Origin of the sequence: Bacillus sp. FSL K6-1338, from assembly GCF_038006965.1 — a bacterium.
Taxonomy (GTDB): domain Bacteria; phylum Bacillota; class Bacilli; order Bacillales; family Bacillaceae_G; genus Bacillus_A; species Bacillus_A thuringiensis_S.
On the sequence record NZ_JBBOWI010000001.1, the window covers coordinates 292,501 to 318,660 of the forward strand.

The following is a 26,160-nucleotide window of genomic DNA, read 5'->3' on the forward strand; positions in this document are numbered from 1 at the left end:
GAAAGACGGGTGAGAATCCCGTCCACCGAATGCCTAAGGTTTCCTGAGGAAGGCTCGTCCGCTCAGGGTTAGTCAGGACCTAAGCCGAGGCCGACAGGCGTAGGCGATGGACAACAGGTTGATATTCCTGTACCACCTCTTTATCGTTTGAGCAATGGAGGGACGCAGAAGGATAGAAGAAGCGTGCGATTGGTTGTGCACGTCCAAGCAGTTAGGCTGATAAGTAGGCAAATCCGCTTATCGTGAAGGCTGAGCTGTGATGGGGAAGCTCCTTATGGAGCGAAGTCTTTGATTCCCCGCTGCCAAGAAAAGCTTCTAGCGAGATAAAAGGTGCCTGTACCGCAAACCGACACAGGTAGGCGAGGAGAGAATCCTAAGGTGTGCGAGAGAACTCTGGTTAAGGAACTCGGCAAAATGACCCCGTAACTTCGGGAGAAGGGGTGCTTTCTTAACGGAAAGCCGCAGTGAATAGGCCCAAGCGACTGTTTAGCAAAAACACAGCTCTCTGCGAAGCCGTAAGGCGAAGTATAGGGGGTGACACCTGCCCGGTGCTGGAAGGTTAAGGAGAGGGGTTAGCGTAAGCGAAGCTCTGAACTGAAGCCCCAGTAAACGGCGGCCGTAACTATAACGGTCCTAAGGTAGCGAAATTCCTTGTCGGGTAAGTTCCGACCCGCACGAAAGGTGTAACGATTTGGGCACTGTCTCAACCAGAGACTCGGTGAAATTATAGTACCTGTGAAGATGCAGGTTACCCGCGACAGGACGGAAAGACCCCGTGGAGCTTTACTGTAGCCTGATATTGAATTTTGGTACAGTTTGTACAGGATAGGCGGGAGCCATTGAAACCGGAGCGCTAGCTTCGGTGGAGGCGCTGGTGGGATACCGCCCTGACTGTATTGAAATTCTAACCTACGGGTCTTATCGACCCGGGAGACAGTGTCAGGTGGGCAGTTTGACTGGGGCGGTCGCCTCCTAAAGTGTAACGGAGGCGCCCAAAGGTTCCCTCAGAATGGTTGGAAATCATTCGTAGAGTGCAAAGGCATAAGGGAGCTTGACTGCGAGACCTACAAGTCGAGCAGGGACGAAAGTCGGGCTTAGTGATCCGGTGGTTCCGCATGGAAGGGCCATCGCTCAACGGATAAAAGCTACCCCGGGGATAACAGGCTTATCTCCCCCAAGAGTCCACATCGACGGGGAGGTTTGGCACCTCGATGTCGGCTCATCGCATCCTGGGGCTGTAGTCGGTCCCAAGGGTTGGGCTGTTCGCCCATTAAAGCGGTACGCGAGCTGGGTTCAGAACGTCGTGAGACAGTTCGGTCCCTATCCGTCGTGGGCGTAGGAAATTTGAGAGGAGCTGTCCTTAGTACGAGAGGACCGGGATGGACGCACCGCTGGTGTACCAGTTGTTCTGCCAAGGGCATAGCTGGGTAGCTATGTGCGGAAGGGATAAGTGCTGAAAGCATCTAAGCATGAAGCCCCCCTCAAGATGAGATTTCCCATAGCGTAAGCTAGTAAGATCCCTGAAAGATGATCAGGTTGATAGGTTCGAGGTGGAAGCATGGTGACATGTGGAGCTGACGAATACTAATAGATCGAGGACTTAACCATATAATATGTAGCAAATGTTATCTAGTTTTGAAGGAATATGCCTTCATAGTTTGGTGATGATGGCAGAGAGGTCACACCCGTTCCCATACCGAACACGGAAGTTAAGCTCTCTAGCGCCGATGGTAGTTGGGACCTTGTCCCTGTGAGAGTAGGACGTCGCCAAGCAAAAACCTAAGTCGTTTCGACTTAGGTTTTTTTGTGTTTATTTTTATTTACCGAATGTTATAATCCATAAATTTAATAACGCTAAAGACGAAAAAAGAATGAAATAGAGACTTTTAAAATAGGACACATTATTTCTATCATAAGTATATATTTTAAATAATGAGATGCTATAAATAAGTATTCAATAATTACAACAATTACTGCGATAGAAAAAATAAATAGGATAATAGCGTAGTTCTTTCTTTCATGTTTATCCTCCTTAGAAATTAAATCGTTATAATAAAAGTTCTATTGATGTGTAGAATACAAGAGTGTACATATTTTGATTTAAAACATACTGAAGTACTATATAAACGATTATAAGTAAATAGATCTCTAGAAATATATATTCTAATTCCCTTTTCTTCTTGCATATAGTTGCAATTCTTCTTTTGAATATAACTAAAACACGAACGTTATTGACTACTAATAAAAAAACATTCGATTATTTATTGACATCGTTTATGAAATATTGTTAATATAGCCATAGAAACAATAATATAAGACCTCATATAATCGCGGGGATATGGCCTGCAAGTCTCTACCTAACGACCGTTATTCGTTAGACTATGAGGGAAAGTCACTCGGTATTTTTCTATTCACAAGGGATACGTATGCCTGAGTAGAGCGCTTTCTCTCATAGTAAAAGAGAAACTGTTCTATTTCAGGCTTTTTTTATTTGAATCGGGGGGATTCTAATATGAAATCACTAGTTGGAGTCATAATGGGAAGTACGTCAGACTGGGAAACAATGAAATATGCTTGTGACATTTTAGATGAATTAAATATACCGTATGAGAAAAAGGTTGTATCCGCTCATCGGACTCCGGATTATATGTTTGAATATGCAGAGACGGCTCGTGAACGTGGATTGAAGGTTATTATTGCTGGAGCTGGTGGAGCAGCACATTTACCAGGAATGGTTGCAGCGAAGACAAATCTTCCTGTAATTGGAGTTCCAGTTCAATCAAAAGCATTAAACGGCTTAGATTCATTATTATCCATCGTCCAAATGCCAGGGGGGGTTCCAGTTGCAACTGTTGCAATTGGTAAAGCCGGTTCAACGAATGCTGGATTACTTGCTGCACAAATACTTGGATCATTCCATGATGATATACATGATGCATTAGAATTGAGACGAGAATCGATTGAAAAAGATGTGCGCGAAGGTAGTGAGCTAGTATGACGAGAATCATTTTACCTGGAAAAACAATCGGCATTATTGGAGGCGGCCAGCTAGGAAGAATGATGGCATTGGCAGCCAAGGAGATGGGATATAAAATTGCTGTTTTAGATCCTACAAAGCATTCACCATGTGCACAAGTTGCTGATATTGAAATCGTTGCACCGTATGACGATTTAAAGGCAATTCAGCATTTAGCAGAGATAAGTGATGTTGTCACATATGAATTTGAGAATATTGATTATAGATGTTTACAATGGCTTGAAAAACATGCTTACTTGCCACAAGGTAGTCAGTTGTTAAATAAAACGCAAAATCGTTTTACAGAAAAGAATGGAATTGAGAAGGCTGGGTTACCAGTAGCAACGTATAGATTAGTTCAAAATCAAGATCAGCTTACAGAAGCAATTGCTGAGTTATCATTCCCTTCCGTCTTAAAAACGACGACAGGTGGATATGATGGGAAAGGGCAAGTTGTTTTAAGAAGTGAGGCTGATGTTGAGACAGCAAGAAATCTTGTGGATAAAGCAGAGTGTATTTTAGAGAAATGGGTGCCTTTTGAAAAAGAAGTATCTGTTATTGTGATTCGTAGTGTAAGTGGTGAAACGAAAGTGTTTCCAGTAGCGGAAAATATTCATGTAAATAACATTTTGCATGAATCTATCGTTCCAGCTCGTATTACAGAAGAGCTTTCTCAAAAAGCAATTGCTTATGCAAAGGTACTTGCGGATGAATTAAAACTTGTGGGAACACTAGCTGTAGAGATGTTTGCTACAGCTAATGGTGAGATTTACATTAATGAATTAGCACCAAGACCTCACAATTCAGGACACTACACACAGGATGCATGTGAAACGAGCCAATTTGGTCAACATATTCGAGCAATCTGTAATTTACCTCTAGGAGAAACAAATTTGTTAAAACCAGTTGTCATGGTAAACATTTTAGGCGAACATATAGAAGGGGTCCTAAGACAAGTGAATAGACTAACCGGGTGCTATTTACACTTGTATGGAAAAGAAGAAGCAAAAGCACAGCGAAAAATGGGGCATGTTAATATTTTAAATGATAATATTGAAGTTGCTCTAGAAAAAGCGAAGAGTTTGCATATTTGGGACCATCAAGAACAACTGTTGGAGGGAAAAAGATGATTAGTCGTTATACACGCCCTGAAATGGGTGCGATTTGGACGGAAGAGAACAAATTTAAAGCGTGGTTAGAAGTTGAGATTTTAGCTTGTGAAGCATGGGCTGAGCTTGGCGACATTCCAAAAGAAGATGTTAAAAAAATTCGTGAACATGCATCATTTGATATTGATCGTATTTATGAAATTGAAAAAGAAACACGTCATGACGTAGTTGCATTCACTCGTGCTGTATCAGAAACGCCGACATTAGGCGAAGAACGTAAATGGGTTCATTACGGTTTAACATCTACAGACGTAGTAGATACAGCATTATCTTACATCTTAAAACAAGCGAATGAAATCATATTAAAAGACTTAGAGAACTTTGTGAGCATTTTAGCTAACAAAGCGAAAGAGCATAAATACACAATCATGATGGGAAGAACACACGGTGTTCATGCAGAACCAACAACATTTGGTTTAAAACTTGGTCTTTGGTATGAAGAAATGAAACGTAACGTAGAGCGTTTCAAGCAAGCAGCTGATACAGTTCGCGTTGGTAAATTATCTGGTGCGGTTGGTACATATGCAAATATCGATCCATTCGTAGAAAAGTATGTTTGTGAAAACTTAGGATTAGAAGCAGCACCAATTTCAACACAAACATTGCAACGTGATCGCCATGCTCATTACATGTCAACACTTGCACTAATCGCAACATCTATCGAAAAGATGGCAGTTGAGATTCGTGGTTTACAAAAGAGTGAAACACGTGAAGTTGAAGAAGCTTTCGCAAAAGGTCAAAAAGGTTCTTCTGCAATGCCGCATAAGCGTAATCCAATTGGATCTGAAAATATGACTGGTTTAGCTCGTGTTATCCGCGGTTATATGATGACAGCTTATGAGAATGTTCCATTATGGCATGAGCGTGATATTTCTCACTCTTCAGCAGAACGCGTAATTTTACCAGATGCTACAATCGCGTTAAATTACATGTTAAATCGCTTTGGTAATATCGTTAAAAACTTAACTGTATACCCAGAGAATATGAAACGCAATATGACAAGAACATACGGCTTAATTTATTCTCAGCGCGTAATGCTTACACTAATCGACAAAGGTATGGTACGTGAAGAAGCTTATGATATCGTACAGCCTAAAGCGATGGAAGCTTGGGAAACACAAGTACAATTTAAAGAGCTTGTAGAAGCTGATGAGCGTATTACAAGCAAGTTAACACAAGAAGAAATTAATGAATGCTTCAACTATGAGCATCACATGCAACACGTTGATACAATCTTTGAACGCCTTGGATTAAACGAAGCGTAAAATTTCATATGGCACAGAATAGAGTCATTCTGTGCCATTATTTATAAAAACATTATTCACATTTTTCAAACTACAGGGGGCTTGCGAAATGCAAAAGCTAGAATTGCTGTATGAAGGTAAGGCAAAAAGAATTTATCGTACAGAATCAGCAGATATGGTTTGGGTAGAGTACAAAGATAGTGCGACTGCTTTCAATGGGGAGAAAAAAGAGACGATTACAGGAAAAGGTCGTTTGAACAATGAAATTACAACTTTATTGTTCAGAAAGTTACAAGAAGTGGGAATTAAAACACATTTTGTTGAGAAGTTATCTGAAACAGAACAACTTGTTAAAAAAGTGAGTATTATTCCTTTAGAAGTTGTCACAAGAAATGTAATTGCAGGAAGTCTTTCAAAACGATTAGGAATGGAAGAGGGAACTGTACTTGCAGAACCAATCGTAGAATTTTACTTCAAAGATGATGATTTAGGAGATCCGCTTGTAACGGAAGATCATATTCGTGTATTAAACGTTGCATCGCCAGAGCAAGTAAGTGTATTACGAGATATGGCTCTACAAATCAATCAAGTGTTGATTGATCATTTCGCAAGCTGTCGTGTAAGATTAGTAGATTTCAAATTAGAGTTTGGTGTAACGGAAGAAGGAGAAATCATTTTAGCGGATGAAATTTCACCAGATACTTGCCGTTTATGGGATGAAACGAGCAATGAAAAGTTTGATAAAGACGTATTCCGTCGTGATCTTGGAAATTTAACAGAAGCTTATGAAGAGATTTTAAAACGTTTAGGGGGAATTTCACATGTATAAAGTTAAGGTATATGTAACATTAAGAGAAAGCGTATTAGATCCACAAGGAACAGCAGTAAAAGGAGCACTTCATAGTCTTTCATTTACAGAAGTACAAGACGTTCGAATCGGAAAGTACATGGAACTAACAATTGATAAATCTGTATCTGATTTAGATAGCAAGGTAAAAGAAATGTGTGAAAAACTATTAGCGAACGTTGTAATGGAAGACTTCCGTTATGAAGTTGAGGAGGTTGTCGCACAGTGAAATTTGCCGTAATAGTATTTCCGGGTTCGAACTGTGATGTCGATATGTTCCATGCAATTAAAGATGAGCTTGGCGAAGAAGTAGATTACGTTTGGCACGATACAGAGAATTTAGATGAATATGATGCAATTCTACTACCAGGTGGATTTTCTTATGGTGACTACTTACGCTGCGGTGCTATTTCTCGCTTTGCTAATGCAATGAAAGCAGTGCAAAAAGCTGCTGAGCAAGGAAAGCCGATTTTAGGTGTATGTAATGGATTCCAGATTCTTGTTGAATCAGGATTACTACCAGGAGCGTTAATGAGAAACGAAAACTTAAAATTTATGTGTCGCACTGTTCAGTTGCGTGTTGAAAATAATGAAACGATGTTTACATCACAATATGAAAAAAATGAAATAATCAATATTCCAATCGCTCATGGTGAGGGGAATTACTATTGTGACGAAGAGACTCTTAAACAATTAGAAGAGAATAATCAAATCGCATTCCGTTACGTAGAAAATCCTAACGGTAGCGTTTCAGATATTGCTGGTATTGTAAACGAAAAAGGAAATGTACTTGGTATGATGCCACATCCAGAGCGTGCTGTAGATGAATTACTTGGCGGTGCTGAAGGGTTAAAAGTCTTTCAATCTATCTTAAAACAGTGGAGGGAAACATATGTCGTTAATGCTTGAACCAAATCCAACACAAATTAAAGAAGAGCGTATATATGCGGAAATGGGGCTAACAGACGAAGAGTTTGCCATGGTTGAAAGGATTTTAGGTCGTCTGCCAAATTATACAGAAACAGGATTATTCTCTGTAATGTGGTCTGAACATTGTAGTTATAAAAATTCAAAACCAGTTCTTCGTAAGTTTCCAACGACAGGTGAGCGTGTTCTGCAAGGACCTGGAGAAGGTGCTGGAATTGTAGATATAGGTGATAATCAAGCAGTTGTATTTAAAATGGAAAGTCATAACCATCCTTCAGCTATTGAACCATATCAAGGAGCTGCAACAGGTGTTGGTGGTATTATTCGTGACGTATTCTCTATGGGAGCACGTCCGGTAGCTCTATTAAACTCACTTCGTTTCGGTGAATTACAGTCACCACGTGTGAAATATTTATTCGAAGAAGTAGTAGCAGGAATTGCAGGATACGGTAACTGCATCGGTATTCCGACTGTTGGCGGCGAAGTACAATTTGATCCATGTTACGAAGGAAATCCACTTGTAAATGCAATGTGCGTAGGTTTGATTAACCACGAAGACATTAAAAAAGGGCAAGCGCACGGTGCTGGTAATACAGTAATGTACGTAGGAGCATCAACTGGTCGTGACGGTATTCACGGTGCAACATTCGCGTCGGAAGAACTATCTGAAAGTTCAGAAGCGAAACGTCCAGCGGTTCAAGTAGGGGATCCATTTATGGAGAAACTTCTTATTGAAGCGTGTTTAGAATTAATTCAATCTGATGCACTTGTTGGAATTCAAGATATGGGTGCGGCTGGTTTAACATCATCTTCTGCAGAAATGGCAAGTAAAGCAGGAATGGGTATTGAAATGTATTTAGATGATGTACCACAGCGTGAAACAGGAATGACACCATATGAAATGATGCTATCTGAATCACAAGAGCGTATGTTAATTGTTGTGAAAAAAGGTAGAGAACAAGAAATAGTAGATTTATTTGAGAAGTATGGTCTTGCAGCAGTTACGATGGGGAAAGTAACAGAAGATAAAATGCTTCGTTTATTCCATAAAGGTGAAAAGGTAGCTGAAGTTCCAGCAGATGCTTTAGCAGAAGAAGCACCAATTTATCATAAGCCATCAAAAGAAGCAGCATACTTTGCTGAATTCCAAGCAATGAAAATGGAAACGCCAAAAGTAGAAAATTATAAAGAAGCGTTATTCGCTCTATTACAGCAACCAACAATTGCAAGTAAAGAGTGGGTATACGATCAATACGATTACCAAGTTCGCACAAGTACAGTTGTGACACCAGGTTCAGATGCTGCAGTTGTACGTGTACGCGGTACAGAAAAAGGATTAGCAATGACGACAGATTGTAACTCTCGCTACATTTATCTAGATCCAGAAATGGGCGGTAAAATTGCAGTAGCAGAGGCAGCGCGAAATATCGTATGTTCTGGCGGGGAGCCACTTGCAATTACAGATTGCTTAAACTTCGGTAACCCAGAAAAACCAGAGATTTTCTGGCAGATTGAGAAATCAGTAGACGGTATGAGTGAAGCTTGTCGCACATTACAAACACCAGTTATCGGCGGAAACGTATCGATGTATAACGAGCGTAGTGGCGAAGCTGTATATCCAACACCAACTGTTGGGATGGTCGGACTTGTACATGACTTAAAACATGTAACAACACAAGAGTTTAAGCAAGCTGGCGATTTAGTTTATGTAATCGGTGAGACGAAAGCTGAGTTTGGCGGAAGTGAATTACAGAAAATGATTCACGGTAAAATCTTCGGGCAATCACCAAGTATCGATTTAGATGTAGAATTAAAACGCCAAAAACAAGTATTAGAAGCAATTCAAGCTGGTCTTGTTCAATCTGCACATGATGTTGCTGAGGGTGGTTTAGCAGTTGCGATTTCAGAAAGTGCAATTGGTGCTAAAGGCTTAGGTGCTACTGTGAAATTAGATGGAGAAGCAACAGCAGCATTATTCGCTGAATCACAGTCTCGCTTCGTGATTACTGTAAAACGTGAAAATAAAGAGGCGTTTGAGAAAGCGGTAGAAGCAATCCAAGTTGGAGAAGTAACAAGTACAAATGAAGTAACAATTCATAATGAAGAAAATGAAGTATTACTTACAGCAAATGTAGATGAAATGAGAAAGGCTTGGAAAGGGGCAATCCCATGCTTGCTGAAATAAAGGGGTTAAACGAAGAATGTGGCGTTTTCGGAATTTGGGGGCATGAAAATGCAGCACAAGTTTCATACTACGGATTGCACAGTTTACAGCACCGTGGACAAGAAGGCGCAGGCATTGTCGTAAATAATGGTGAGAAAATTGTCGGTCACAAGGGGTTAGGTTTAATATCAGAAGTGTTTTCAAGAGGCGAGCTAGAAGGATTAAATGGAAAATCAGCAATCGGACATGTACGATATGCAACAGCTGGTGGAAGTGAAGTTGCTAACGTTCAACCATTGTTGTTCCGTTTTTCTGATCATAGTATGGCGCTAGCTCATAACGGGAATTTAATTAATGCAAAAATGCTTCGCCGTGAATTAGAGGCAGAGGGAAGTATTTTTCAAACAAGTTCAGACACAGAAGTACTTTTACATCTTATTAAACGTAGTACGAAAGACTCTTTAATTGAAAGTGTAAAAGAGGCTCTGAATAAAGTGAAAGGTGCGTTTGCGTATCTTTTACTAACTGGAAATGAAATGATCGTTGCGTTAGATCCAAATGGATTCCGTCCGCTTTCAATTGGAAAGATGGGGGATGCTTACGTTGTAGCATCTGAAACATGTGCTTTTGATGTAGTAGGTGCAACATACATTCGCGATGTAGAACCTGGTGAATTACTTATCATTAATGATGAAGGAATTCACGTAGATCGTTTTACAAACGATGTAGAACATGCGATTTGTAGTATGGAATACATTTACTTTGCACGACCAGATTCTAATATTGCTGGTGTTAACGTTCATGCAGCGCGTAAAAATATGGGAAAACGTTTAGCAGCGGAAGCTCCTATTGAAGCGGATGTTGTTACTGGTGTACCAGACTCTAGTATTTCAGCAGCGATTGGCTATGCGGAGGCAACAGGCATTCCGTATGAATTAGGATTAATTAAAAATCGTTACGTTGGACGTACTTTTATTCAGCCTTCTCAAGAACTGCGTGAGCAAGGGGTTAAGATGAAGCTTTCAGCAGTAAGAGGTGTAGTGGAAGGGAAACGAGTTGTTATGATTGACGATTCTATCGTAAGAGGAACGACAAGTAAACGAATTGTTCGTATGCTTCGTGAAGCTGGAGCGACAGAAGTTCACGTAAGAATCGCTTCACCACCTCTTAAGTATCCATGTTTTTATGGCATTGATATTCAAACGAGAAAAGAATTAATTGCAGCAAATAATACAGTAGAAGAAATCCGTGAAATGATCGGAGCAGATTCTTTAACATTTTTAAGCGAAGATGGATTAGTAGATGCAATTGGGCGTCCATATGAAGGGAAATATGGCGGTCTATGTATGGCTTATTTTAATGGGGACTATCCAACAGCTCTTTATGATTATGAGCAAGAGCTTTTAGAAAGTATGAAATAAGAAAAGTGAAAAAAGCTTCTACTTCTTTTGATGTAGAAGCTAGCTCCTTTCTTAAAATAGCCCGCCCTGGATGGGGAGAAATTAAAAGACGAGGTGTAAATAACGATGGCGAATGCATATAAGCAAGCAGGAGTAGATATTGAAGCTGGATATGAAGCGGTATCTCGCATGAAAAAACACGTACAAACAACTATGAGAAAAGAAGTACTAGGCGGTTTAGGCGGTTTTGGAGGTATGTTTGATCTATCAAAATTTGCATTAGAAGAACCTGTATTAGTATCTGGAACAGATGGCGTGGGAACGAAATTGATGCTCGCTTTTATGGCAGATAAACATGACACAATTGGTATTGATGCAGTAGCAATGTGTGTAAATGATATTGTTGTCCAAGGAGCAGAGCCGCTTTTCTTCCTTGATTATATTGCTTGTGGTAAAGCTGAACCTAGTAAAATTGAAAACATCGTCAAAGGTATATCAGAGGGCTGTCGCCAAGCTGGTTGTGCATTAATCGGTGGAGAAACAGCTGAAATGCCAGGAATGTATTCTACGGAAGAATATGATTTAGCTGGTTTTACAGTTGGGATTGTTGATAAGAAGAAAATTATAACAGGTGAAAAAATTGAAGCTGGTCACGTGTTAATTGGCTTAGCATCTAGCGGTATTCATAGCAATGGTTACTCTTTAGTACGAAAAGTGTTACTAGAAGATGGAGAACTATCTTTAGAGCGTATTTATGGTCGCTTAGAGCTACCTCTTGGTGAAGAATTATTAAAACCAACGAAAATTTATGTCAAACCTATTTTAGAACTATTGAAGAAACATGAAGTATACGGTATGGCGCATATTACAGGTGGCGGATTTATTGAAAATATTCCACGCATGTTGCCAGAAGGAATCGGTGCTGAGATTGAACTAGGATCTTGGAAAATTCAGCCGATCTTTAGTTTGCTTCAAGAAGTTGGAAACCTGGAAGAGAAAGACATGTTCAATATTTTTAACATGGGTATTGGTATGGTAGTGGCAGTAAAGGAAGAAGATGCAAAAGATGTTGTTCGTCTTCTTGAAGAACAAGGAGAAACGGCTCGTATTATTGGACGTACTATACAAGGAGCTGGTGTTACTTTTAATGGGGGCACAGCACTATGAGTAGATTAGCGGTTTTTGCTTCTGGAAGCGGATCTAACTTTCAATCTCTCGTTAATGCGGTAGAAGAAAAAAGATTGGATGCAGAAATTAGTTTATTAGTATGTGATAAACCAGAAGCACGCGCTGTTGGTCGGGCACATTATCATCATATTCCGTGTTTTGCTTTTTCAGCGAAAGCATATGAGTCAAAAGAAGCGTTTGAAAAAGAGATATTAAAGAAGCTAGAAGAATATGAAATTGACTATGTTATTTTAGCTGGATATATGCGTTTAATTGGGCCGACGTTACTAGAAGCATACGGCGGGAAGATTATTAATATTCATCCATCATTACTACCGAGCTTTCCGGGTAAAGATGCTGTCGGTCAAGCATTAGAAGCAGGTGTGAAAGTAACTGGAGTAACGATTCATTATGTAGATGCAGGTATGGATACAGGGCCAATTATTGCGCAAGAAGCAGTAGTTGTTTCTGAAGGGGATACGAGAGAAAGCTTACAAAATAAAATTCAACAAGTTGAGCATAAATTATACGTAAATACAGTGAATCAAATTGTTCAGTCTGTGAAAGAATCAACTGTTAACTAACATACAACCAGGGGTGAAAGATAAATGAAAAAGCGTGCATTAGTAAGTGTTTCAGATAAAACAGGAGTAGTAGAATTTGTTAAAGGGTTACTAGAACAAGGGATTGAAGTTATTTCAACAGGTGGTACGAAAAAGTTACTAGAAGCAAACGGCTTACAAGTAATTGGTATTTCTGAAGTAACTGGTTTCCCTGAAATTATGGATGGCCGTGTGAAAACATTACATCCAAATATTCATGGTGGTCTATTAGCAGTTCGTGATAATGAAACACACGTAACACAAATGAATGAATTAGGTATTCAGCCAATTGACTTTGTTGTTGTTAACTTATACCCATTTAAAGAAACAATCGCTAAGCCTGATGTAACATTTGCTGATGCAATTGAAAATATTGATATCGGTGGCCCGACAATGATTCGCTCTGCTGCGAAAAATCATCAATTCGTATCTGTAATTGTAGATCCAGTAGATTATGATGTTGTATTAGCAGAACTAAAAGAGAACGGCGAAGTAATGGATGAAACGAAACGTAAACTAGCAGCGAAAGTATTCCGTCATACAGCAGCATATGATGCGCTAATTTCTAACTATTTAACAGAGCAAATGGGTGAAGAAAGTCCAGAAACATTAACTGTGACATTCGAGAAAAAGCAAGACTTACGTTATGGCGAGAACCCACATCAAAAGGCAACTTTCTATAAAGCGCCATTCGCAGCAACTTCTTCTGTTGCATACGCAGAACAATTACACGGTAAAGAATTATCGTATAACAATATTAATGATGCAGACGCAGCGCTCAGCATCGTAAAAGAATTTACAGAACCAGCAGTAGTAGCAGTAAAACATATGAATCCATGTGGTGTTGGAGTAGGAACTGATATTCACGAAGCATATACTCGTGCTTATGAAGCAGATCCAGTATCAATCTTCGGCGGTATTATTGCAGCAAATCGTGAAATTGATAAAGCTACAGCAGAAAAGTTACACGAAATTTTCTTAGAAATCATTATTGCACCTTCTTTCTCAAAAGAAGCTTTAGAAGTATTGCAAAGTAAGAAAAACTTACGTCTACTAACTGTAAATATTGAAAAAGCGACAAGTGCAAGCAAAAAACTAACTTCTGTACAAGGTGGGCTTCTCGTTCAAGAGGAAGATACGTTATCATTAGATGAAAGTACAATTTCAATTCCAACGAAACGTGAACCTTCAGAGCAAGAATGGAAAGATTTAAAACTAGCTTGGAAAGTTGTAAAGCATGTGAAATCAAATGCAATTGTTTTAGCGAAAGATGATATGACAATTGGTGTCGGTGCAGGGCAGATGAACCGTGTAGGTTCTGCAAAAATCGCAATTACACAAGCTGGTGAAAAAGCACAAGGTAGCGCACTTGCATCTGATGCTTTCTTCCCAATGCCAGATACATTAGAAGAAGCAGCAAAAGCAGGAATTACAGCAATCATTCAACCGGGCGGATCAATCCGTGATGAAGATTCTATTAAAGTGGCGGATACGTATGGGATTGCTATGGTGTTCACTGGCGTACGTCATTTCAAACACTAATAGAGGATGTTTAAAAGGTCCGGTCGAGATAACCTTTTAAACTTTTATTGATATGAGAAAGCAAACTAGGAGCATAGCTTCTAGTTTGTACTTATTTAATTATTGGGGGATGAAATATGAATGTTTTAGTAATTGGCCGCGGTGGGCGTGAGCATGCTTTAGCTTGGAAGTTTGCACAATCTGAAAAAGTAGAAAAGGTGTATGTAGCACCAGGTAATGAAGGTATGCGCGATGTTGCAACACCAGTTGATATTGATGAAAATGATTTTGATGCATTAGTTTTATTTGCTAAAGAGAATAAGGTTGAATTAACTTTCGTTGGACCAGAAATTCCACTTATGAATGGAATTGTTGATCGCTTTAAAGAAGAGGGACTTCGTGTGTTTGGCCCAAATAAAGCGGCTGCTGTTATTGAAGGTAGTAAGGCTTTCACAAAAGAATTGATGAAAAAATATGATATTCCAACTGCGGCATATGAAACTTTTACAGACTATGAAGAAGCAGTACAGTATATTCAAAAAGTTGGTGCGCCAATCGTAATTAAAGCTGACGGCCTAGCTGCTGGTAAAGGTGTAACGGTAGCAATGACGCTTGAAGAGGCATTACAAGCTGTGAAAGAGATGCTACAATATGTGAAGTTTGGCGAAGCGAGCAAGAAGGTCGTTATTGAAGAGTTTTTAGATGGACAAGAATTTTCATTAATGGCATTTGTAAATGGAACAACTGTGCATCCGATGGGAATTGCGCAAGATCATAAACGAGCTTTTGATGGTGATAAAGGTCCAAATACAGGCGGAATGGGTGCGTATTCTCCAGTACCACAAATTCCAGAATCAGCAGTTCAAGAGGCAATAAAAATGGTATTACATCCAACTGCCAAGGCAATGATTGCAGAAAACCGTTCGTTTACAGGAATTTTATATGCGGGACTTATTTTAACAAATGATGGCCCGAAGGTAATTGAATTTAATGCACGCTTTGGTGATCCTGAAACGGAAGTAGTATTACCTCGCTTAGAAAATGATTTAGTTGATGTATGTAACGCGGTATTAGATGAAAGTGAATTAACGTTACAGTGGTCAGAGGAAGCGGTAATTGGTGTTGTACTTGCTTCGAAAGGATATCCGGAAGCATATAAAAAAGGTGACATTATTAAAGGATTAGATACACTGGAAGATGTAATTGTTTTCCATTCAGGTACAGCCATGAAGCATGGTGACTTTGTAACAAATGGCGGCCGTGTACTATTTGTTGCTTGTAAGGCGGACAGTTTACAAGCAGCGAAAGATAAGGTGTATAAAGAAATCGGCAAAATTGAGAGTGATGGTCTATTTTACCGAAGTGATATAGGATATCGTGCAATTGGGCATGAGATGACGAGAAGCTAATATGTAAAAATCCCGCTGATTTCTCAGCGGGATTTTTTATGCATCTTTATCTTTTTTCAATTTTCCTTTTTGCTTTGCCATTTCTCGAAGTAAATACTCGATGTGTGCATTGACGCTACGAAACTCATCATTCGCCCATTTTTCGATGACTGCGTGTAATTCAGGATCAATACGTAATGGAAAGCTTTTCTTTTTAGCCATAATGATTTACAACCCTTTAGTATAGGCTTCCTGTATTAATAACCGGTTGCGCACCTTTATCTGAAACGATGGCAACTAATAAGTTGTTTACCATATTTGCTTTACGCTCGTCATCGAGTTCCAGTACGCCTTCTTCATCTAACATATGGATTGAATCTTTGGCCATCTTCACAGCACCTTCAACAATTTCTTTTCTAGCAGCTAATACTGCTTTTGCTTGTTGACGTTGTAGCATTGCATGGGCAATTTCTGTTGCGTAAGCTAAATGCGTTAAACGAGTTTCCAATACTTCTACACCAGCAATTTCAAGACGTGCCTCTAACTCACGTTTTAATTCTTCAGAGATTTCTTCAGTATTTCCGCGTAACGTAATGCAAGTTTCATCTTGGAAATTGTCATATGGATATTTTGTTGCGACGTGGCGGATTGCCGTTTCGCTTTGAATTTCTACAAATCGATCGTAATGTTCAACACCGAACATTGCTTTTGCAGAATCAACTACTTTATATACGATAACAGCTGCAATTTCAATCGGATTTCCCTCAACATCGTTTACTTTTAATTTCTTACTATTAAAGTTTTCAACACGTAAAGATACAGTTTGACGGAATGCGAACGGAATCGTTAAAAATAAACCGTTTTGACGAATTGTTCCTAAATAATTACCAAAGAACGTAATAACTTTCGCTTGATTTGGTTGAACAATCCCGATACCCGTAGCGAGAATTGCGGCTAATACAATAGTTAGTGCTGCTCCTATAAAAATTTCTTGTGCAAGGAAAAATACACCGATAGCCGCTAAAATCAAAATTCCAATAATACCGAGAAAACCATTTACATAAAATACTTGTTTTTCTTTCATATGATCGCCTCCTGATATAAAAATGATATCACTTTTATATCATTTTAAGCAAGAGGTATGCACCTAATTTTCTGAATTTTATTGATTGATATCTTTTATATACATTTTAAGCTTAAAAAGGGAATGTACGTTCTGTTTTTATGGTAAAATAAAGAAGACTTAACCGCTCACTACAGCAGCTAAGTCCCTTTGAGAGCATCTTGCATCGTGACAAATGATTCAAAGCGGTTTTGCCAGGATTATTTCTTCAATCGCTGACTCAATCTCTTTGTCAGAAGCGTCATAACTTCCTTTTGACTTTGGCTTGTCATGAGAGGAAGTTTGATTCACTTCTTCTTTAGCATGTCCTTTTTCAGTAAAATTCATGCTAGGCATTTTAAATGCACCCATATTCATGTATTTTCCAAACTTCCACGCTTCAACAATAGGGCAGAAGCGAACAATTCCCTCTGCAACTTTCATTGCACCAATCCATAGAAAAATGTTAGACCAAGTGCACCATGGCTTGCGTACAAGTTTAGTTGCACTACATCCGAAGAGGACAAGCCCAAGTGTAATTCGAATTAGAGCGTTTATTGTCCCGATGTTTTGCTTCATTAGAAAAACACTCCTTTTTATGAAAATTGAAATAGTGAATACTACTTCTCTTATTAGTATCCCGTGTGATTTTGGGGATATGTAATCCAACATTTGACGTTGAAAAAGATGTTGGAATGGGCGTGTGTGTCAGTAGCTTTTTTTGTTATAATGAAAGAATGCATAAAAAGAAGATGAAATTAAATCATTCTTTTTGAAAAATATTTAAAAAACAAGATGAAAACTAACTGTTATTTTAAACAGAACTATAGATATAACTAGAGAAAAGGAAGGGTGTTTTCATGTACGATATTTCCGGATGGAAACATGTATTTAAGCTTGATCCAAATAAGGAGTTAAGCGATGAACATTTAGAAATGATTTGTGAGTCTGGAACTGATGCGGTTATTGTAGGCGGAAGTGATGGGGTTACAATTGATAACGTATTACACATGCTAGTTAGCATTCGTAGATATGCTGTTCCTTGTGTATTAGAGGTCTCTGATGTAGAAGCAATTACACCAGGATTTGATTTTTATTACATCCCAAGTGTGTTAAATAGCCGAAAAGTAGAATGGGTAACAGGTGTTCATCATGAGGCATTGAAAGAATTTGGGGATATTATGGACTGGGACGAAATTTTTATGGAAGGGTATTGTGTTTTAAATCCAGAAGCGAAAGTAGCCCAGCTTACAGATGCGAAATGTGATTTAACAGAAGATGACGTTATTGCATATGCTCGTTTAGCAGACAAGTTATTACATTTACCGATATTTTATTTAGAATATAGCGGTACGTATGGAGAAGTTGAACTTGTTAAAAATGTAAAAGCAGAATTGAAACAAGCTCAGTTATACTATGGCGGCGGTATTTCTAATGCAGAACAGGCGAAAGAAATGGCACAATATGCTGATACAGTAGTTGTTGGAAATATTATTTATGATGATATAAAATCGGCGTTAAAAACAGTTAAAGCAGTAAAAGGAGAGTAGGTGCAGGCGTATATGAGTATGACAGATAAGTTATTAAACGGTTTAAATCCACAGCAACAAAAAGCGGTACAAACAACGAATGGACCACTTCTATTAATGGCAGGTGCAGGTAGTGGTAAAACACGTGTGTTAACACACCGTATTGCGTATTTGCTTGGTGAAAAAGGTGTAGCACCATGGAATGTATTAGCTATTACCTTCACAAATAAAGCAGCTCGTGAAATGCGCGAGCGTATTGATACACTTGTGGGACCAGAAGCAGAAGATATTTGGATTTCGACGTTCCACTCTATGTGTGTACGTATTTTACGACGTGATATCGATCGTATTGGCATTAATCGTAACTTTACAATCTTAGATTCAGGTGATCAGTTAACGGTAGTCAAAAAAATTATGAAAGAGCGCAATATTGATCCGAAGAAATTTGAGCCGCGCTCTATTTTAGCGGGTATTAGTAATGCGAAAAATGAACTGTTATCTGCGGATAAATATGCAAAAAAAATTACAATGGCTGATCCATATGAAAAATTAACGAGCGATGTATACACAGAGTATCAAAAACGTCTTTTGAAAAATAATTCATTAGACTTTGATGATTTAATTATGACGACGATTCAGCTATTTGAACGTGTTCCAGAAGTATTGGAGTTTTATCAGCGTAAGTTCCAATATATTCACGTTGATGAGTATCAAGATACGAATAAAGCGCAATATCTTCTTGTTAAACATTTGGCAGCGCGTTTTAAAAATCTTTGCGTTGTAGGTGACTCTGACCAGTCTATTTATCGCTGGCGTGGTGCAGATATTTCTAACATTTTGTCATTCGAAAAAGATTATGAGAATGCACAAGTAATTTTGTTAGAACAAAACTATCGTTCGTCACAAAATATTTTAAATGCAGCGAATGCTGTTATTGAAAAAAATACGAATCGTAAACCGAAGAAATTATGGACGGACAATCAAGTTGGGAGCAAAATTTCGTATTATCGTGCTGCAACTGAAAAGGACGAAGCATATTTTGTTGCGAAAAAAATTCGTGACGATCTTCAAATGGGGAAACGAAAATACACTGATTTTGCAGTACTATATCGTACGAATGCTCAGTCTCGTATGGTCGAGGAGATTTTCCTTAAATCTAACATCCCGTACAAAATTGTCGGGGGTACGAAGTTCTACGACCGTAAAGAGATTAAAGATATTTTGGCGTACTTACGTTTAATCGGTAATCCAGATGATGAAATTAGTTTTGCACGTATTATTAACATGCCAAAGCGTGGTATTGGTGCGACTTCTATTGATAAAATTATTAATTATGGTGTGCAAAACGGAATTTCATTAACTGCTGTATTTGATGAGATTGAGCATGTTGGAGTAAGTGCAAAAATTACAAAGGCAGTAAAAGAATTCGCAAGTTTATTACACAACTGGGTAAATATGCAAGAGTATTTATCTGTTACAGAATTAGTAGAAGAAGTTATTGAAAAAACAGGCTATCGCGATATGTTGAAAAATGAGCGTTCTTTAGAAGCGGAAGGTCGTTTAGAAAACTTAGACGAGTTCTTATCTGTTACGCAAACATTTGAATCTCAAAGCGAAGATAAGAGTCTTGTTGCATTCTTAACAGATTTAGCACTTGTTGCTGATATTGATCGTGTAGATGAAGACCCAACTGCTGGTGAAGAAGTTATCTTAATGACGATGCACTCAGCGAAAGGATTAGAGTTCCCGGTTGTCTTTATTGTTGGTTTAGAGGAAGGGATATTCCCTCATACTCGTTCTCTTATGGAAGAGGATGAAATGCAAGAAGAACGTCGTCTTGCTTATGTAGGTATTACTCGTGCAGAAGAAGAGCTATATTTATCTAATGCGCAAATGCGTACTTTATTTGGTAGAACAAGTATGAACGCTGCGTCTCGCTTCATTACAGAAATCCCGACAGAACTAGTGGAATCATTAAATGAAACAGCGCCGAAGCGTGAAAATTCGTTTGGTGCAAAAGGCAGAACAGCAAGTAGCAGTAAAATGACAACCACAACACGCTCTCGTTCAGCTTTCGCGCGTCCTGCAGCTAAGACGACAGGCGGTGAGCAAATTGGCTGGGCAGTAGGCGATAAAGCTTCCCACCAAAAATGGGGAATCGGTACAGTTGTAAGTGTAAAAGGTGAAGGTGATGCAAAAGAATTAGATATTGCCTTCCCAAGCCCGATTGGTGTTAAACGTTTGTTAGCAAAATTTGCACCTGTGACGAAACAATAGAAAGGAATGAGGATATGTCAAAAGAGATAGCAAAAAAACGTATAGAAGAACTGCGTGATTTGTTAAATACATTTAATTATCAATATCACGTATTAGACAATCCTTCTGTTTCTGATGCGGAATATGACCGTAATATGCAGGAGCTTATAAAATTAGAAGCAGAGAACCCAGAGTTTATGAGTGAGGATTCTCCCTCCGTTCGCGTTGGGGGAACTATTCTTGATATATTCGAAAAAGTAACACATAAGTCACCAATGTTAAGTTTAGGAAATGCATTTAACGAAGGAGATTTACGTGATTTCGACAGAAGAGTACGTCAAGGAATTGATGATGCGAATGTAAGATATATATGTGAATTAAAAATTGACGGGCTTGCCGTTTCGCTTCATTATGAAAAAGGACGCTTCATTCAAGGGGCGACACGTGGTGATGGTGTAACGGGTGAAGATATTACTCAAAATTTAAAAACGATTAAAGCTATCCCACTTCGTTTAAATGAAGAAGTAACGTTAGAAGCACGAGGCGAAGCTTATATGCCGAAGCGTTCATTTGTTAAACTAAATGAAGAAAAAGAGCAAAATGGAGAAGATGTATTTGCGAATCCGCGTAATGCGGCAGCAGGCTCAATACGTCAACTTGATCCGAAAATTGCAGCGAAGCGTAACTTATCTATGTTTGTGTACGGTCTTGCGAATGTAGAAGAAAAAACAATTCCATCGCACAGTGAATCGCTTGATTTCCTAGGTGAACTCGGATTTAAGACAAATCCAAATCGCCGTACATGTGAAACAATCGAAGAGGTTATAGCTTATGTAGAAGAATGGCAAGAAAAACGTCCGCATCTTGATTATGAGATTGATGGAATCGTTATAAAAGTAGATGATGTTGCTCTTCAAGAAAGTCTAGGAACTACAGCGAAGAGTCCAAGATGGGCGATTGCTTATAAATTCCCGGCTGAAGAAGTTGTAACGAGATTAACAGGCATTGAATTAAGTGTTGGCCGAACAGGGGTTGTAACACCGACTGCAGAGCTAGAGCCAGTGAGAGTTGCTGGTACGATCGTTCGTCGTGCTTCTTTACATAACGAAGATTTAATTCGTGAAAAAGACATTCGAATTGGTGACTACGTTGTTGTGAAGAAGGCTGGAGATATTATTCCTGAAGTTGTGAACGTTATTTTTGATAAGCGTACTGGTGAAGAAGAAGAATACCGCATGCCAACGCATTGCCCAGCATGTGAGAGTGAACTTGTTCGTTTAGAAGAAGAAGTAGCACTTCGATGTATAAATCCAACTTGTCCAGCTCAAATTCGCGAAGGATTAATTCATTTCGTTTCAAGAAATGCAATGAATATTGATGGGCTTGGAGAACGTGTCATTACACAACTTTTTGATGCAGATTATATTCGTACATTTGCTGATTTATATGCATTAACGAAAGAGCAGTTATTACAGTTAGAACGTTTTGGTGAAAAATCAGCAACAAACTTAATACAAGCAATTGAAAATTCTAAAGAAAACTCGTTAGAGCGATTATTATTTGGTCTTGGAATTCGACACGTTGGAGCGAAAGCAGCACGTACATTTGCAGAGCACTTTGAAACGATGGATGAGCTTGTAAAAGCAACAGAAGAAGAACTAAAAGCAATTAATGAAATTGGCGAAAAAATGGCTCAATCTGTTGTGACATATTTTGATAATGAAGATGTATTAGAGTTATTACAGCAGTTTAAAGAGTATGGCGTGAATATGACATACAAAGGTATAAAAATTGCAGATTTACAAAATGTTGAATCTTACTTCGCAGGAAAAACGGTTGTTTTAACAGGTAAGCTAGAAGTTATGGGACGAAGTGAAGCGAAGAAGAAGATTGAGGCATTAGGTGGAAAAGTAACAGGAAGTGTTAGTAAGAGTACAGATTTGGTTGTTGCAGGTGAATCGGCTGGTTCGAAATTAGCACAAGCGGAGAAACATAATGTTGAGGTTTGGAATGAAGAGAGGTTCTTACAAGAGCTAAATAAGTAAGAGGTGCAAACTTACCATGAAAAAAATAGCATTAGCGGTATTAAGCCTTGGCCTACTTGTAAGTGGGTGTAGTGCAGGTGCCGACAAAGATGAAAAAGTGTCTGAGAAATCGGGGAAAGCAAAAGAACAATCAGTTGTCCCAAAATACGCTATGTCGGATGAATATTATAAGACGACTATTCCATTTTATGGTGGAAAGGCACGTGGTTTAGTCGTGCAAGGAGTAAATAATCGTCTTGATATAGATGAATTTGAAACAGGATTAATGCGTATTGCGAAGGAATCATTTAGTACGAAAGATCATTTCTTTAAAGGCGGAGATACTCTAGAGGCTCAATATGTACAAATGCTTGTTAAAAGAAAGCGTACAAATGCTGAACAGAAAGAACTAGAAGATACATTAAAAAAAGATGCAGTTAAATTTCCAAACATAGGATTAAATCCAGCTTTAGGTGAAGGATCCGAAATACTAGAAGAAAAAAACAAAAAAAATCCAATATATATTTCCAATATTTTAGAGCATGATTATTATGTGAAAAACGGCGACAAAGATGAGCGTAGCGGCATTGTAGTTGGATTAGCAATGAATTCAGTGCATTATTATAATGAAGAACATGGTTACCCGCGTGAAGCTACAATCTCGAATGAAAAAATGTTAGCTGAAGGGAAAAAAATGGCGCAAGAAGTCTTGAAGTTTATGCATCAAAAAGATCCTGAAACAAAAAACCTTCCGATCACATTTGCAATTTATCGTCAGGCTCCGAAGGCGTCACTTGTGCCAGGTAATTTTGTTTCTTATGCAAATGTTGAAAAAGGTAGTGAAACGGTTGAAGATTGGAAACAAATTAATGAAAAATATTATTTGTTCCCATCAGAGCAAGCGAAAACAGATAATAAACGTGAAGATCTTGCAAGAGTATCCAACTTTAAGGCAAAACTAAGCGATTATTTCCAAGGCGACTATACAGCTGTTATTGGTACGGGTATGTATAGAGATGATGAATTAAGAGAAATGAAGCTTGATATTCCTGTCCAATTTAATGGAAAAGCTGAAATAGTTGGTTTTACACAATATGTGGCAGGGCTTGTTATGGAATACTTCCCGAATTATATGAAAGTACAAGTAACAATTAAATCTGTAGAACGCCCAGAAGCCATTATTATACGTGAAGCAAAACAAGATGAACCACTTGTGAAAATTTTAGATTAAATATGAAGGCTGTTCCTCTAAGGAACAGCTTTTTTTCTTATGCAATTTTGTTATAATTTAAAATGTTGTAAATAATAGGGGTAAGGGGTAAAGCTCATGGAAGAATTAAGTTTTCAAGTCATTATTTTATTAATTGCATTCGGTTTTTTAGCAGCTTTTATTGATTCGGTTGTTGGAGGAGGAGGGTTAATTTCGCTTCCGGCGCTTATGTTTGTTGGCTTATCGCCAGCTTCGGCAATTGCAACGAATAAATTAGCGGCAACGATGGGGACGTTTACGAGTGCGATGTATTTCATTCGATCAGGAAAAGTTGATTTTAAAATTGTAGGAAAGTTAATCCCGTTAACTATTGTTGGAGCTGTTGCAGGCGCTTTAGTAGTAAAATTTATTCCATCGGATATTTTACGCCCATTAGTACTTGTAATGTTGGTATTTATTGCTATTTATATTATTGCAAAAAAGAATTGGGGAAGTGTGTCTACCTATAAGAAGATGACGCAAAGAAAAACATTAATATTTTTCTTTGCTATTTTAATGATAGGATTTTATGATGGATTTTTTGGACCAGGGACAGGGTCGTTTTTAATTTTTGCATTTTTATTAATTGGCTTGGATTTTATTCAAGCGGCAGCATCTGGAAAACTTTTGAACTTTGTTAGTAATATTGTATCTTTAATTACTTTTTTATTTTTAGACATAATTCATTTTGAATACGGTATTATCATGGGATTATCAATGATCTTAGGTGCTTATTTTGGATCGAAGTTTGCGGTTCAAAAAGGTGTTGGATATGTAAGAACTTTATTTTTATTAGTTACTATATTATTGATCGGGAAAAATGTTTTGGAATATACTCATATTTTGTAGATTCATACGCATGTATGAATCTCTTTTTTTTATTATATTTTAAAAATTTATTAATTTTTAAAATATAAGTCTAGGAATATTTGAATAAATCTAAATTATCGTGTAGAATAATGTTGTAAAATGTAAACGTTTTTCTAAGGGGAGGCTAAAAAAAATGGTAGTAGCATACAAACATGAGCCATTTACAGATTTTTCAGTGGAGGCTAACAAATTAGCGTTTGAAGAAGGTTTAAAGAAAGTAGAATCTTATCTTGGACAAGACTATCCATTAATTATTGGGGGAGAAAAAATCACTACAGAAGACAAAATTGTTTCTGTAAACCCTGCAAATAAAGAGGAACTTGTTGGTCGTGTTTCAAAAGCAAGCCGTGAGTTAGCTGAAAAAGCAATGCAAGTAGCGGATGAAACATTCCAAACTTGGAGAAAATCAAAGCCAGAAATGCGTGCAGACATTTTATTCCGTGCTGCAGCAATCGTTCGTCGCAGAAAACATGAATTCTCTGCTATTCTTGTAAAAGAAGCAGGTAAGCCATGGAATGAGGCAGATGCTGATACAGCAGAAGCAATCGACTTTATGGAATATTATGGTCGTCAAATGTTAAAATTAAAAGACGGTATTCCAGTAGAAAGCCGTCCAATTGAATATAATCGTTTCTCTTACATTCCATTAGGAGTAGGTGTTATCATTTCTCCTTGGAACTTCCCATTCGCAATTATGGCAGGTATGACAACAGCTGCTTTAGTTTCTGGTAACACAGTATTACTAAAACCAGCTAGTACAACTCCTGTAGTAGCAGCGAAATTTATGGAAGTATTAGAAGAAGCTGGCTTACCAGCTGGCGTAGTAAACTTCGTTCCAGGTAACGGTTCTGAAGTTGGTGACTACTTAGTAGATCATCCTCGTACACGTTTCGTAAGCTTCACGGGATCTCGTGATGTAGGTATCCGTATCTATGAGCGTGCAGCGAAAGTAAACCCAGGACAAATTTGGTTAAAACGTGTTATCGCTGAAATGGGCGGTAAAGATACAATCGTTGTTGATAAAGAAGCAGATCTTGAATTAGCAGCTAAGTCTATCGTTGCATCAGCATTCGGATTCTCAGGACAAAAATGTTCTGCATGTTCTCGTGCAGTAATCCATGAAGATGTATACGATCACGTATTAAATCGTGCTGTTGAATTAACGAAAGAATTAACAGTTGCTAACCCAGCAGTATTAGGTACAAACATGGGTCCTGTTAATGACCAAGCTGCATTTGATAAAGTAATGAGCTATGTTGCAATTGGTAAAGAAGAAGGTAGAATCTTAGCAGGTGGCGAAGGAGACGATTCTAAAGGCTGGTTCATCCAACCAACAATCGTTGCTGACGTTGCAGAAGATGCTCGCTTAATGAAAGAAGAAATCTTCGGACCAGTAGTAGCATTCTGTAAAGCGAAAGACTTCGATCATGCACTTGCAATTGCAAACAATACGGAATACGGTTTAACAGGTGCTGTTATTACTAACAACCGTGACCATATTGAAAAAGCACGCGAAGACTTCCACGTTGGTAACTTATACTTCAACCGTGGATGTACTGGTGCAATCGTAGGTTACCAACCATTCGGTGGCTTTAACATGTCTGGTACAGACTCTAAAGCTGGTGGACCTGATTACTTAGCACTTCACATGCAAGCAAAAACTACTTCTGAAACTTTATAAGAAA

Annotated in this window: 21 protein-coding genes, 2 rRNA genes, 1 pseudogene and 1 riboswitch (1 of these 25 only partly in view); of the genes and pseudogenes, 20 read left to right on the forward strand and 4 right to left on the reverse strand. The window is 38.4% G+C overall.

All coding sequences use genetic code 11. The features are described from left to right. Both NZ044_RS01635 and rrf read left to right on the forward strand, forming a co-directional pair. Window positions 1-1,608 (forward strand): 23S ribosomal RNA (locus NZ044_RS01635); it begins 1,314 nt to the left of the window's first position. Window positions 1,609-1,657: 49 nt separating this feature from the next. Further along, a 5S ribosomal RNA gene (rrf, locus tag NZ044_RS01640) occupies window positions 1,658-1,773 on the forward strand. 43 nt (window positions 1,774-1,816) lie between these two features. On the opposite strand, the pseudogene NZ044_RS01645 reads toward rrf, so the two are convergent. Then, window positions 1,817-2,021 (reverse strand): annotated as a pseudogene (locus tag NZ044_RS01645) (hypothetical protein). Between the two features lie 279 nt (window positions 2,022-2,300). After that, window positions 2,301-2,402, forward strand: a riboswitch (purine riboswitch). A 110-nt stretch (window positions 2,403-2,512) separates the two neighbouring features. Here NZ044_RS01645 and purE point away from each other — a divergent pair. The 12 genes from purE (at window position 2,513) to purD (ending at window position 15,466) form a co-directional block, all read left to right on the forward strand. Then, a complete protein-coding gene (gene purE / locus NZ044_RS01650) occupies window positions 2,513-2,998 on the forward strand; it encodes a 5-(carboxyamino)imidazole ribonucleotide mutase (protein ID WP_000839369.1) in 486 nt (161 codons plus the stop codon). Next, entirely contained in the window at window positions 2,995-4,146 is a 1,152-nt protein-coding gene (gene purK / locus NZ044_RS01655; protein WP_000196768.1) for a 5-(carboxyamino)imidazole ribonucleotide synthase, read from the forward strand. Before purE ends, purK begins: the two co-directional genes overlap by 4 nt. After that, window positions 4,143-5,450 carry an adenylosuccinate lyase gene (gene purB, locus NZ044_RS01660; RefSeq protein ID WP_000625687.1) on the forward strand — a complete coding sequence of 436 codons (1,308 nt, stop codon included), beginning with the start codon at window positions 4,143-4,145 and terminating at the stop codon, window positions 5,448-5,450. Before purK ends, purB begins: the two co-directional genes overlap by 4 nt. Before the next feature lie 88 nt (window positions 5,451-5,538). Beyond that, window positions 5,539-6,258, forward strand: a complete 720-nt coding sequence (purC, locus tag NZ044_RS01665) for a phosphoribosylaminoimidazolesuccinocarboxamide synthase (protein WP_001170545.1) — start codon at window positions 5,539-5,541, stop codon at window positions 6,256-6,258. Next, window positions 6,251-6,505: a phosphoribosylformylglycinamidine synthase subunit PurS gene (purS, locus tag NZ044_RS01670; RefSeq protein WP_000278823.1), complete on the forward strand. Its 255-nt coding sequence runs from the start codon at window positions 6,251-6,253 to the stop codon at window positions 6,503-6,505. The genes purC and purS overlap by 8 nt, the downstream gene beginning before the upstream one ends. Beyond that, entirely contained in the window at window positions 6,502-7,185 is a 684-nt protein-coding gene (gene purQ, locus NZ044_RS01675) for a phosphoribosylformylglycinamidine synthase subunit PurQ (protein ID WP_000666782.1), read from the forward strand. Before purS ends, purQ begins: the two co-directional genes overlap by 4 nt. Continuing rightward, the gene (gene purL / locus NZ044_RS01680; RefSeq protein ID WP_000055594.1) at window positions 7,169-9,388 is read left to right on the forward strand and encodes a phosphoribosylformylglycinamidine synthase II; all 2,220 of its coding nucleotides are present in this window, start codon (window positions 7,169-7,171) and stop codon (window positions 9,386-9,388) included. The genes purQ and purL overlap by 17 nt, the downstream gene beginning before the upstream one ends. Next, on the forward strand, window positions 9,373-10,788 hold the full coding sequence (purF, locus tag NZ044_RS01685; protein ID WP_000879026.1) for an amidophosphoribosyltransferase: 1,416 nt from the start codon (window positions 9,373-9,375) through the stop codon (window positions 10,786-10,788). Before purL ends, purF begins: the two co-directional genes overlap by 16 nt. Window positions 10,789-10,893: 105 nt before the next feature. Further along, on the forward strand, window positions 10,894-11,934 hold the full coding sequence (gene purM / locus NZ044_RS01690) for a phosphoribosylformylglycinamidine cyclo-ligase (protein WP_001262424.1): 1,041 nt from the start codon (window positions 10,894-10,896) through the stop codon (window positions 11,932-11,934). Beyond that, entirely contained in the window at window positions 11,931-12,518 is a 588-nt protein-coding gene (gene purN, locus NZ044_RS01695) for a phosphoribosylglycinamide formyltransferase (protein ID WP_000088578.1), read from the forward strand. The genes purM and purN overlap by 4 nt, the downstream gene beginning before the upstream one ends. A gap of 24 nt (window positions 12,519-12,542) precedes the next feature. Next, a complete protein-coding gene (gene purH, locus NZ044_RS01700) occupies window positions 12,543-14,078 on the forward strand; it encodes a bifunctional phosphoribosylaminoimidazolecarboxamide formyltransferase/IMP cyclohydrolase (RefSeq protein WP_000745400.1) in 1,536 nt (511 codons plus the stop codon). 116 nt (window positions 14,079-14,194) lie between these two features. Further along, window positions 14,195-15,466: a phosphoribosylamine--glycine ligase gene (purD, locus tag NZ044_RS01705; protein WP_097891886.1), complete on the forward strand. Its 1,272-nt coding sequence runs from the start codon at window positions 14,195-14,197 to the stop codon at window positions 15,464-15,466. Window positions 15,467-15,502: 36 nt separating this feature from the next. Here purD and NZ044_RS01710 read toward each other — a convergent pair whose 3' ends face one another. The 3 genes from NZ044_RS01710 to NZ044_RS01720 form a co-directional block, all read right to left on the reverse strand. Further along, on the reverse strand, window positions 15,503-15,667 hold the full coding sequence (locus NZ044_RS01710) for a toxin-antitoxin system HicB family antitoxin (RefSeq protein WP_001085171.1): 165 nt from the start codon (window positions 15,665-15,667) through the stop codon (window positions 15,503-15,505). A gap of 16 nt (window positions 15,668-15,683) precedes the next feature. Further along, window positions 15,684-16,529: an SPFH domain-containing protein gene (locus NZ044_RS01715; protein ID WP_000660674.1), complete on the reverse strand. Its 846-nt coding sequence runs from the start codon at window positions 16,527-16,529 to the stop codon at window positions 15,684-15,686. Window positions 16,530-16,748: 219 nt separating this feature from the next. Next, entirely contained in the window at window positions 16,749-17,126 is a 378-nt protein-coding gene (locus NZ044_RS01720; RefSeq protein WP_000812342.1) for a YgaP family membrane protein, read from the reverse strand. A gap of 281 nt (window positions 17,127-17,407) precedes the next feature. On the opposite strand from NZ044_RS01720, the gene NZ044_RS01725 reads away from it, so the two are divergent. From NZ044_RS01725 to pruA, 6 genes are all read left to right on the forward strand, one after another. Next, entirely contained in the window at window positions 17,408-18,097 is a 690-nt protein-coding gene (locus tag NZ044_RS01725) for a heptaprenylglyceryl phosphate synthase (protein WP_000272085.1), read from the forward strand. 12 nt (window positions 18,098-18,109) lie between these two features. Beyond that, complete coding sequence (gene pcrA, locus NZ044_RS01730) at window positions 18,110-20,353, forward strand: DNA helicase PcrA (RefSeq protein ID WP_002162946.1); 2,244 nt, start codon at window positions 18,110-18,112, stop codon at window positions 20,351-20,353. A 14-nt stretch (window positions 20,354-20,367) separates the two neighbouring features. After that, window positions 20,368-22,377, forward strand: coding sequence for an NAD-dependent DNA ligase LigA (ligA, locus tag NZ044_RS01735; protein ID WP_000031434.1), 2,010 nt, complete (start codon window positions 20,368-20,370; stop codon window positions 22,375-22,377). Window positions 22,378-22,393: 16 nt separating this feature from the next. Further along, window positions 22,394-23,587 carry a CamS family sex pheromone protein gene (locus NZ044_RS01740; RefSeq protein WP_000717037.1) on the forward strand — a complete coding sequence of 398 codons (1,194 nt, stop codon included), beginning with the start codon at window positions 22,394-22,396 and terminating at the stop codon, window positions 23,585-23,587. A 96-nt stretch (window positions 23,588-23,683) separates the two neighbouring features. Then, complete coding sequence (locus NZ044_RS01745; RefSeq protein WP_000391975.1) at window positions 23,684-24,454, forward strand: TSUP family transporter; 771 nt, start codon at window positions 23,684-23,686, stop codon at window positions 24,452-24,454. 154 nt (window positions 24,455-24,608) lie between these two features. Beyond that, on the forward strand, window positions 24,609-26,156 hold the full coding sequence (pruA, locus tag NZ044_RS01750; RefSeq protein WP_000259555.1) for an L-glutamate gamma-semialdehyde dehydrogenase: 1,548 nt from the start codon (window positions 24,609-24,611) through the stop codon (window positions 26,154-26,156). Window positions 26,157-26,160 lie beyond the last annotated feature (4 nt).